Source organism: Streptococcus pseudopneumoniae (assembly GCF_001072925.1).
GTDB classification, from domain to species: domain Bacteria; phylum Bacillota; class Bacilli; order Lactobacillales; family Streptococcaceae; genus Streptococcus; species Streptococcus pseudopneumoniae_Q.
Genome location: NZ_JVHE01000031.1, coordinates 1 through 9,316 on the forward strand (window position 1 = coordinate 1; position 9,316 = coordinate 9,316).

Genomic DNA, 9,316 nt, shown 5'->3' on the forward strand with positions numbered 1-9,316 from the left:
CAAGCGGTAAGGCAAGGGACTTTGACTCCCTCATGCGTTGGTTCGAATCCAGCTACCCCAGTTCTTAGGTAATAAATTCAAGATAAAAAGAAAAATATCTTAGGGTATTTTATTTTTATAATTGAAGGACGTGAATGATATAACATGTCTTTGCGGGTGCTTAGGAAAAAATTATAAGTATGTCAAGTTTAAGAAAAACTTGATTGTTGGAGGATTTTTTAGATGAACGAATTTGAAGATTTGCTAAATAGCGTTAGCCAAGTTGAGCCAGGTGATGTTGTTAGTGCTGAAGTATTGACAGTTGATGCTACTCAAGCTAACGTTGCAATCTCTGGAACTGGTGTTGAAGGTGTCTTGACTCTTCGCGAATTGACAAACGATCGCGATGCAGATATCAATGACTTTGTAAAAGTAGGTGAAGTATTGGATGTTCTTGTACTTCGTCAAGTAGTTGGTAAAGATACTGATACAGTAACATACCTTGTATCTAAAAAACGCCTTGAAGCTCGCAAAGCATGGGACAAACTTGTAGGACGCGAAGAAGAAGTTGTTACAGTTAAAGGAACTCGCGCTGTTAAGGGTGGACTTTCAGTAGAATTTGAAGGTGTACGTGGATTTATCCCAGCTTCAATGTTGGACACTCGTTTTGTACGTAACACTGAGCGTTTTGTAGGTCAAGAGTTTGATGCTAAAATCAAAGAAGTTGATCCTAAAGAAAACCGCTTCATCCTTTCACGTCGTGAAGTTGTAGAAGCAGCAACTGCAGCAGCTCGTGCTGAAGTATTCGGTAAATTGGCTGTTGGTGATGTTGTAACTGGTAAAGTTGCACGTATCACTAGCTTCGGTGCTTTCATCGACCTTGGTGGTGTTGACGGATTGGTTCACTTGACTGAATTGTCACATGAACGTAACGTTTCACCAAAATCAGTTGTAACTGTTGGTGAAGAAGTTGAAGTGAAAATCCTTGATCTTAACGAAGAAGAAGGACGTGTATCACTTTCACTTAAAGCTACAACACCTGGACCATGGGATGGCGTTGAGCAAAAATTGGCTAAAGGTGATGTTGTAGAAGGTACAGTTAAACGTTTGACTGACTTCGGTGCATTTGTTGAAGTATTGCCAGGTATCGATGGACTTGTTCACGTATCACAAATTTCACACAAACGTATTGAAAATCCGAAAGAAGCTCTTAAAGTTGGTCAAGAAGTTACTGTTAAAGTTCTTGAAGTTAACGCTGATGCAGAACGCGTATCTCTTTCTATCAAAGCTCTTGAAGAACGTCCAGCTCAAGAAGAAGGACAAAAAGAAGAAAAACGCGCTCCACGTCCACGTCGTCCAAAACGTCAAGAAAAACGTGATTTTGAACTTCCTGAAACTCAAACAGGATTCTCAATGGCTGACTTGTTTGGAGACATCGAACTTTAATCCATTCGAATTTGAATAAAATCCTTTGTTTTTAAAACAAGGGATTTTTCTTTTTTCTACTAGCATTTTTTGATATAATGGTTTTATGTTATATTCAGAAAAAGAATCACTTTATCAAACAATAAATGAACAGCTCTCTTATCTTTTAGAAGGAGAGCCCAATGTGTTGGCCAATCTATCAAATTCCAGTGCTCTGCTAAAAACAAGTTTTCCCAATACTGTTTTTGCAGGTTTCTATCTATTTGATGGGAATGAACTGATCTTGGGACCCTTTCAAGGTGGAGTTTCATGTGTACGAATCGCTCTTGGAAAAGGTGTTTGTGGAGAGTCTGCAGCTAGTCGTCAAACAGTTATTGTTGGTGATGTAAAGACCTATCCAAACTATATCTCTTGTGATAGTAAAGCACTCAGTGAAATTGTTGTGCCAATGTTCAAAGATGGACAACTTCTGGGTGTATTGGACTTGGATTCATCTCTTGTTGATGATTATGATGAACTGGATCAGAAGTATTTAGAAGAGTTTGTAGCTATTTTGTTAGATAAAACTGAATGGAACTTTTCAATGTTTGAGGAGAAAGCGTAATGTATCAGGCCCTTTATCGAAAATATAGAAGCCAGACCTTTTCACAGCTAGTAGGTCAAGAGGTTGTTGCAAAAACTCTTAAACAAGCTGTTGAACAGGAAAAAATAAGCCATGCTTATCTATTTTCAGGACCTCGTGGAACTGGTAAAACCAGTGTAGCCAAAATTTTTGCTAAGGCCATGAACTGTCCCAATCAAGTAGGGGGAGAACCTTGTAATAACTGTTACGTCTGTCAGGCAGTTACAAACGGTAGCTTGGAGGACGTTATCGAAATGGATGCAGCCTCTAACAATGGGGTTGATGAAATTCGTGATATCCGTGATAAATCGACCTATGCTCCGAGTGTTGCCCACTATAAGGTTTATATCATTGACGAGGTTCATATGCTTTCAACAGGTGCCTTTAATGCCCTTTTGAAAACTCTTGAGGAACCAACTCCAAATGTTGTGTTTATTTTAGCAACGACAGAGCTTCATAAGATTCCTGCAACCATTTTGTCTCGTGTTCAACGCTTCGAGTTCAAATCTATTAGAACTCAGGATATTCGAGATCATATTTTCCATATTTTAGAGAAGGAAGGGATTGCTTATGAAACTGAAGCTGTTGAAATTATCGCTCGTAGAGCCGAAGGTGGTATGCGGGATGCTTTGTCCATTTTAGACCAAGCATTGAGCTTGACTCAAGATGCTAAATTAACGACAGCTGTTTCTGAGGAAATTACTGGGACTATTAGTCTAAGTGCTTTGGATAATTATGTGGCTGCCTTGGCAAAAAAAGATGTGACTCGTGCTTTGGAAAATCTTAATTTGATTTTTGATAACGGAAAAAGCATGACACGATTTGTAACGGATTTGTTGCAGTATCTAAGGGATATTTTGATTGTCCAAACTGGTGGGGAGAATACTCACCATAGTGATCTCTTTAAGGATAACCTAGGTCTTTCACAGGCTGTTTTGTTTGAAATGATTGGAATTGCGACAAGTAGTTTAGCTGATATCAAGGCTAGCTTACAGCCTAAGATTTATGCTGAAATGATGACCATTCGTTTGGCAGAGATAGATTCAAAACCAACATTATCAGATGATACAAGTGGAGAATTAGCCTCACTTAGAGAAGAAGTTGCGCGATTGAAACAGGCTCTGGCAAATGTTAACACGAGTCCTAAACAGACCACACCAACACCGAGTCGTCCAGTTAACAGCAAGTCAGTTTATCGCGTAGATCGTAATAAGGTTCAGTCTATTCTTCAAGAAGCTGTTGAAAATCCTGATTTAGCCCGTCAAAATCTAATACGTCTTCAAAATGCTTGGGGAGAAGTTATTGAAAGCTTGTCAGGTCCTGATAAGGCACTTTTAGTTGGTTCTCAACCTGTTGCGGCTAATGAACATCATGCCATTCTTGCATTTGAGTCTAACTTCAATGCTGGTCAGACCATGAAACGTGATAATCTCAACACCATGTTTGGCAATATACTCAGTCAAGCAGCGGGATTTTCACCAGAGATTCTTGCTATATCTATGGACGAGTGGAAAGAAGTCAGAGCTGATTTCTCAGCGAAGGCTAAATCGTCTCAAGGTCAACCGGTTAAGGAAGAAGTTGAAGAATCTGTCCTTCCTCAAGGATTTGAATTTCTAGCGGATAAAGTGACCATAGCAGAAGATTAAAAGGATTTTGTAACATAATACGATGAACAGACAACAATTTATAATTATGGCCTTATTTACTGCTGCTGAGACTTATTTTTTTAATGAATCCATCATGGAGCAACGGTATATCGTGGCCTTGCTTTGGGCTATTTTAATCCTAAGAAATTTTAGAGTCAGCTATATTATGGGTAAAATTGTGAGCGCTATAGATGATCATTTTCGTGGAAAGAAGTAACCCTCAGCTTCTAGACAAAATTAAAGCCTTTTAGGCTTTTTTTTGTTATACTATTAAAGTATATTTATTGATATTTTATCGTTTTTTACTAGAGAACTAAGGACAATTTTCTAGCGAAATGGTAAAACGGATTGAAAAGAAAGGAATTATCATGTCAGTATTAGAGATCAAAGATCTTCACGTTGAAATCGAAGGAAAAGAAATTTTAAAAGGGGTTAATCTGACTCTTAAAACAGGAGAAATTGCAGCTATCATGGGGCCAAATGGAACTGGGAAATCAACTCTTTCTGCCGCTATCATGGGAAATCCTAACTATGAAGTAACCAAGGGTGAGGTTCTATTTGACGGCGTAAACATCCTTGAATTGGAAGTGGATGAGCGTGCGCGTATGGGGCTTTTCCTGGCTATGCAATACCCATCAGAAATTCCAGGAATTACCAATGCAGAATTCCTTCGTGCAGCTATAAATGCTGGTAAAGAAGATGACGAAAAAATTTCAGTTCGCGAGTTCATTACTAAGCTAGACGAAAAAATGGAATTGCTTAACATGAAAGAAGAAATGGCAGAGCGTTACCTCAACGAAGGTTTCTCTGGTGGTGAGAAAAAACGCAATGAGATTCTTCAACTTTTGATGTTGGAGCCAACATTTGCTCTTTTGGATGAGATTGACTCTGGTCTTGATATTGACGCTCTTAAAGTTGTTTCTAAAGGTGTCAATGCTATGCGTGGTGAAGGCTTTGGTGCTATGATTATTACTCACTACCAACGTCTTTTGAACTATATCACACCAGACGTGGTACACGTTATGATGGAAGGTCGTGTTGTTCTTTCTGGTGGTCCAGAATTGGCGGCACGTTTGGAACGTGAAGGATACGCAAAATTAGCTGAAGAACTTGGCTACGACTACAAGGAAGAATTGTAATTCCCTCGTATCTTTTAGGAGAAGTAAATGACTAAAGAAACTATTAAACTTTTTTCAGAAATGCACGCTGAACCAAGCTGGTTGTCAGACCTCCGTCAAAAAGCTTTTGATAAGATTGAGAGTTTGGAATTGCCAGTCATTGAGCGTGTAAAATTTCACCGTTGGAATCTTGGTGATGGTACCATCACAGAAAGTGAACCATCAGCAAATGTTCCTGATTTCACTGCTTTAGATAATCACTTGAAATTGGTGCAGGTTGGAACTCAAACAGTTTTTGAGCAAATTCCAGTTGAGTTGGCTGAACAAGGAGTGGTCTTTACAGACTTCCATTCGGCTTTAGAAGAAATTCCAGAGCTGATCGAAGAATTCTTCATGTCATCTGTTAAGTATGACGATGATAAGTTGGCGGCCTACCACACAGCTTATTTCAATAGTGGTGCTGTTCTCTACATTCCTGATAACGTGGAAATTGCTGAACCAATCGAAGGAATTTTCTACCAAGACAGCGATAGCGATGTGCCATTTAACAAGCATATTCTGATCATTGCAGGTAAAAACTCTAAAATCAGCTACCTCGAACGTTTAGAATCACGCGGTGAGGGTAGTGCTAAGGCGACTGCTAATATCACAGTTGAAGTGATTGCACGTTCTGGTGCTCAAGTGAAGTTTGCGGCGATTGACCGTCTTGGTGAGAATGTCACTGCCTACATTAGCCGTCGTGGTAAATTAGGCAACGATGCAAGTATTGACTGGGCCATCGGTGTCATGAACGAAGGAAATGTCGTTGCGGACTTTGATAGCGACTTGATTGGAAATGGTAGCCATGCAGATCTTAAGGTTGTAGCTCTTTCAAGTGGTCGTCAGGTACAGGGGATTGATACTCGAGTGACAAACTATGGTTGCAACTCTATCGGTAATATCCTTCAACATGGGGTTATCCTTGAAAAAGCAACTTTGACTTTCAATGGTATTGGCCACATCATCAAGGGTGCTAAGGGAGCAGATGCCCAACAAGAAAGTCGTGTTCTCATGCTTTCTGACCAAGCGCGTTCAGATGCCAACCCAATTCTCTTGATTGATGAAAATGATGTTACTGCAGGACACGCAGCCTCTATCGGTCAAGTAGATCCAGAAGATATGTACTACCTCATGAGCCGTGGCTTGGATCAAGCGACTGCAGAACGCTTGGTTGTACGTGGATTCCTTGGATCCGTTATCGTTGAGATTCCAGTCAAAGAAGTTCGTGATGAAATGATTGCAACTATCGAAGAAAAATTGTCAAAACGCTAAGGGGAAGTCTATGTTAGATGTAGAAGTGATTCGCAAGGATTTTCCAATTTTAGACCAGATCGTTAATGATGAGCCTTTGGTCTATCTGGATAATGCTGCGACGACACAAAAACCACTAGCAGTTCTGGAAGCCATTAATCGCTACTATAAGCAGGATAATGCCAATGTTCACCGTGGGGTTCATACTTTGGCAGAACGAGCAACAGCATCCTACGAAGCTGCTCGTGAAACCATTCGTAAGTTCATCAATGCGGGTTCGACAAAGGAAGTCCTCTTTACCAGAGGTACCACAACTAGTCTCAACTGGGTGGCACGCTTCGCCGAGGAAGTCTTGACTGAGGGAGACCAGGTCTTGATTTCAGTCATGGAACACCATTCCAATATTATCCCATGGCAGGAAGCTTGTCGCAAGACCGGAGCTGAGCTTGTTTATGTCTATCTCAAGGATGGAGCTCTTGATATGGATGACCTTCGGGTTAAATTGACGGACAAGGTTAAGTTTGTTTCGCTAGCCCATGCATCAAACGTTCTTGGAGTAGTTAATCCAATCAAAGAAATCACGCAAATGGCTCATAAAGTTGGTGCTATTATGGTTGTAGATGGTGCTCAGTCTACACCTCATATGAAGATTGATGTCCAGGACTTGGATGTAGACTTCTTTGCCTTCTCAGGTCACAAGATGGCTGGTCCGACAGGCATCGGTGTTCTTTATGGCAAAGAAAAGTATTTGGAACAAATGTCACCAGTTGAATTTGGTGGCGAGATGATTGATTTTGTTTATGAACAATCTGCAAGCTGGAAGGAATTGCCTTGGAAATTTGAGGCTGGAACTCCCAATATGGCAGGTGCGATTGGCCTTGCGGCTGCAGTCGATTACCTAGAAAACATTGGTATGGATGCCATTGAAGCTCATGAACAAGAATTGATTGCATATGTCTTTCCAAAATTGCAGGCAATTGAGGGATTGACCATTTATGGTTCGCAAGATTTGGCTCAGCGTTCAGGAGTCATTGCCTTTAATCTAGGTGATCTTCATCCTCACGACCTTGCGACAGCTCTGGATTATGAAGGAGTAGCGGTTCGTGCCGGTCACCATTGCGCTCAACCTTTGCTCCAGTATTTAGAAGTTCCAGCAACAGCTCGTGCAAGTTTTTATATTTACAATACCAAGGCAGATTGCGACAAGTTAGTCGATGCTTTACAAAAGACAAAGGAGTTTTTCAATGGCACTTTCTAAACTAGATAGCCTTTATATGGCAGTGGTAGCGGACCATTCGAAAAATCCCCATCACCAAGGGAAGTTGGAAGATGCTGAACAAATCAGTCTCAACAATCCAACCTGTGGTGATGTCATCAACCTCTCTGTCAAGTTTGATGCAGATAATCGTTTGGAAGATATTGCTTTTCTAAACTCTGGTTGTACGATTTCAACTGCCTCTGCTAGTATGATGACAGATGCAGTCTTAGGAAAGACCAAGCAAGAAATCCTAGAGCTTGCAACCATCTTTTCTGAAATGGTTCAAGGTCAAAAGGATGAGCGTCAAGATCAACTTGGAGATGCAGCTTTCTTATCAGGAGTTGCCAAGTTTCCTCAACGAATCAAATGCGCAACCCTAGCTTGGAACGCCCTTAAAAAAACAATTGAAGACCAATAAAACAAATAAGACAAAGTTTCTTTGTTTTATTAATCATAAGTAATGAAGAATGAAAGAAAGGATATTATGGCTGAAGAAAGAGTAGAACCAAAACCAATTGACCTTGGTGAATATAAATTTGGTTTTCATGACGATGTAGAGCCTGTCCTATCGACAGGAAAAGGATTGAATGAAGATGTCATTCGTGAACTATCAGCTGCCAAGGGTGAACCTGAGTGGATGTTAGAATTCCGTTTGAAATCTTATGAAACCTTCAAAAAAATGCCCATGCAAACCTGGGGAGCAGACTTGTCAGAGATTGATTTTGATGATTTGATCTACTACCAAAAACCATCTGACAAACCAGCACGTTCTTGGGATGATGTACCTGAAAAGATTAAAGAAACCTTTGAACGTATTGGGATTCCAGAAGCTGAGCGTGCCTATCTAGCTGGAGCTTCTGCCCAGTATGAGTCAGAAGTGGTTTACCACAACATGAAGGAAGAATTTGAGAAGTTAGGAATTATCTTTACAGATACAGATTCTGCCCTCAAGGAGTACCCAGACTTATTTAAACAATACTTTGCGAAATTGGTACCGCCGACAGATAACAAGTTAGCTGCCCTCAATTCAGCAGTGTGGTCAGGTGGAACCTTTATCTATGTACCAAAAGGTGTCAAGGTAGATATTCCACTTCAAACTTACTTCCGTATCAATAACGAAAATACAGGTCAGTTTGAACGTACCTTGATCATCGTTGATGAGGGAGCAAGTGTCCACTACGTAGAAGGATGTACAGCGCCAACTTATTCAAGCAACAGCTTGCATGCGGCCATTGTAGAAATCTTTGCTTTGGACGGAGCTTATATGCGCTATACGACCATCCAAAACTGGTCTGATAACGTCTATAACTTGGTAACAAAACGTGCAAAAGCCTTGAAAGATGCGACTGTTGAGTGGATTGATGGGAACTTGGGTGCCAAAACGACTATGAAATATCCGTCTGTTTACCTAGATGGAGAAGGAGCACGTGGTACCATGCTTTCGATTGCCTTTGCTAATGCAGGGCAACACCAAGATACTGGTGCTAAGATGATCCACAATGCTCCACATACAAGCTCGTCTATCGTATCTAAATCTATCGCTAAAGGCGGTGGTAAGGTAGACTACCGTGGACAAGTAACCTTTAATAAAAACTCTAAGAAATCTGTCTCTCACATCGAGTGTGATACCATTATCATGGATGACTTGTCAGCGTCAGATACCATTCCATTTAATGAAATCCATAACTCGCAAGTTGCTTTGGAACACGAAGCCAAGGTTTCTAAGATTTCTGAAGAACAACTCTATTATCTCATGAGCCGTGGATTGTCAGAATCTGAGGCAACAGAGATGATTGTCATGGGATTTGTCGAACCCTTCACTAAAGAACTTCCAATGGAATACGCAGTTGAGCTCAACCGCTTGATTAGCTACGAAATGGAAGGATCAGTCGGATAAACTTTATGAACAGAAACTGAGGCTGGGACAAAAGTCCTAGCCTCTCAATTGTCTTTGGATTGTCGAGCAAGACGCAGTGGT

The 9,316-nt window shown here is 40.7% G+C and carries 9 protein-coding genes; all 9 read left to right on the forward strand.

Going from position 1 to position 9,316, the window contains the following annotated elements; translation table 11 throughout:
• Window positions 1-222 precede the first annotated feature (222 nt).
• The 9 genes from rpsA (at window position 223) to sufB (ending at window position 9,235) form a co-directional block, all read left to right on the forward strand.
• On the forward strand, window positions 223-1,425 hold the full coding sequence (rpsA, locus tag ADH81_RS01000; RefSeq protein WP_001001618.1) for a 30S ribosomal protein S1: 1,203 nt from the start codon (window positions 223-225) through the stop codon (window positions 1,423-1,425).
• 85 nt (window positions 1,426-1,510) lie between these two features.
• Window positions 1,511-2,008 carry a GAF domain-containing protein gene (locus tag ADH81_RS01005; RefSeq protein ID WP_049525862.1) on the forward strand — a complete coding sequence of 166 codons (498 nt, stop codon included), beginning with the start codon at window positions 1,511-1,513 and terminating at the stop codon, window positions 2,006-2,008.
• Window positions 2,008-3,672 (forward strand): DNA polymerase III subunit gamma/tau, encoded by a 1,665-nt coding sequence (gene dnaX / locus ADH81_RS01010; RefSeq protein WP_049525863.1) that lies wholly within the window; start codon window positions 2,008-2,010, stop codon window positions 3,670-3,672. Before ADH81_RS01005 ends, dnaX begins: the two co-directional genes overlap by 1 nt.
• A 22-nt stretch (window positions 3,673-3,694) precedes the next feature.
• Entirely contained in the window at window positions 3,695-3,889 is a 195-nt protein-coding gene (locus ADH81_RS01015) for a DUF3272 family protein (RefSeq protein ID WP_049525865.1), read from the forward strand.
• A gap of 151 nt (window positions 3,890-4,040) precedes the next feature.
• On the forward strand, window positions 4,041-4,811 hold the full coding sequence (sufC, locus tag ADH81_RS01020; RefSeq protein WP_049503774.1) for a Fe-S cluster assembly ATPase SufC: 771 nt from the start codon (window positions 4,041-4,043) through the stop codon (window positions 4,809-4,811).
• A 27-nt stretch (window positions 4,812-4,838) separates the two neighbouring features.
• A complete protein-coding gene (gene sufD / locus ADH81_RS01025; RefSeq protein WP_049525868.1) occupies window positions 4,839-6,101 on the forward strand; it encodes a Fe-S cluster assembly protein SufD in 1,263 nt (420 codons plus the stop codon).
• A gap of 10 nt (window positions 6,102-6,111) precedes the next feature.
• Complete coding sequence (locus ADH81_RS01030; protein WP_049525870.1) at window positions 6,112-7,338, forward strand: cysteine desulfurase; 1,227 nt, start codon at window positions 6,112-6,114, stop codon at window positions 7,336-7,338.
• Entirely contained in the window at window positions 7,325-7,756 is a 432-nt protein-coding gene (sufU, locus tag ADH81_RS01035; RefSeq protein ID WP_049525872.1) for a Fe-S cluster assembly sulfur transfer protein SufU, read from the forward strand. Before ADH81_RS01030 ends, sufU begins: the two co-directional genes overlap by 14 nt.
• Before the next feature lie 66 nt (window positions 7,757-7,822).
• A complete protein-coding gene (sufB, locus tag ADH81_RS01040; protein ID WP_000797046.1) occupies window positions 7,823-9,235 on the forward strand; it encodes a Fe-S cluster assembly protein SufB in 1,413 nt (470 codons plus the stop codon).
• Window positions 9,236-9,316: the final 81 nt, after the last annotated feature.